Origin of the sequence: Serratia nevei (assembly GCF_024160145.1) — a bacterium.
Lineage (GTDB): Bacteria > Pseudomonadota > Gammaproteobacteria > Enterobacterales > Enterobacteriaceae > Serratia > Serratia nevei_A.
On sequence record NZ_JAMYWQ010000148.1, the window covers coordinates 1 to 434 of the forward strand.

Consider the following 434-nt stretch of genomic DNA (forward strand, 5'->3'; position numbering starts at 1 on the left):
CGAACTTAACGTGCCAGCCGCCGCGGTAATACGTAGGGGGCTAGCGTTATCCGGAATTACTGGGCGTAAAGGGTGCGTAGGTGGTTTCTTAAGTCAGAGGTGAAAGGCTACGGCTCAACCGTAGTAAGCCTTTGAAACTGGGAAACTTGAGTGCAGGAGAGGAGAGTGGAATTCCTAGTGTAGCGGTGAAATGCGTAGATATTAGGAGGAACACCAGTTGCGAAGGCGGCTCTCTGGACTGTAACTGACACTGAGGCACGAAAGCGTGGGGAGCAAACAGGATTAGATACCCTGGTAGTCCACGCCGTAAACGATGAGTACTAGCTGTCGGAGGTTACCCCCTTCGGTGGCGCAGCTAACGCATTAAGTACTCCGCCTGGGAAGTACGCTCGCAAGAGTGAAACTCAAAGGAATTGACGGAAGGTAGATTCATC

The 434-nt window shown here is 52.1% G+C and carries 1 rRNA gene; it reads left to right on the forward strand.

Features of this window, described 5'->3' with window-relative positions:
- A 16S ribosomal RNA gene (locus tag M6G53_RS25170) occupies positions 1–434 on the forward strand; the annotation flags it as partial.